Source organism: Rhizobium sp. UBA1881 (assembly GCF_002338015.1).
Classification (GTDB): Bacteria; Pseudomonadota; Alphaproteobacteria; order Rhizobiales; family Rhizobiaceae; genus Rhizobium.
Genome location: NZ_DDHH01000186.1, coordinates 1 through 608, shown reverse-complemented (window position 1 = coordinate 608; position 608 = coordinate 1). Strand labels below are relative to the sequence as shown.

The following is a 608-nucleotide window of genomic DNA, read 5'->3' as shown; positions in this document are numbered from 1 at the left end:
CCAGCGCCTCGTCCGTTGCCGGCTCGAGCCGGGTCGTGGCCGGCCGCAGCAGGCTGAAGACGGCGATGGCGGTCGAGATGATGGTGATGCCAAGCACGGCGCGCAGACCGCGCGGCGCCTCGTCGGCGAATTCGAACTGCCACCAGAGCTCGTTGCTGTAATCGACGTCGCGATAGACGAAGAGCAGGATGACAACGGCGCCGACGCAGACAACGGCGATTGCCGTCAGCCACGACGCCGTCAGCGTCTGGTTAAGCAGCGAGGCGCGGCGGCGGAACAGGCGACGGCTGACGAACAGGCCGAAAATCAGGAAGGCGAGGAACGAGGCCTCGACCAGCGCCACGGCCTTCAGCAGCGACAGCATCAGTGCTGCGGCGGCCGAGAAGATGGTGATCCACCACGCACCGTCGAGCTTCTGGCCAAGACCGCGCGCGGCGACCACGAGCGCCAGTCCGGCAAGGCTCGCCAGGAAGTGCGCGCCTTCCACGATCGGCAGCGGCAGATAGTTGGAAAGGAATTCGAGGTTGGAATCCGGCGTCGGCGTGACGCTCGAAAAGATCAGCATGACGCCGAGCAGCAGCGACAACGCCGACAAAAGCTGCGGCATC

At 65.8% G+C, this 608-nt stretch carries 1 pseudogene; it reads right to left on the bottom strand.

Annotated elements, in window-relative coordinates:
• A pseudogene (locus B3605_RS22395) lies at positions 1 to 608 on the bottom strand (hypothetical protein); the annotation flags it as partial.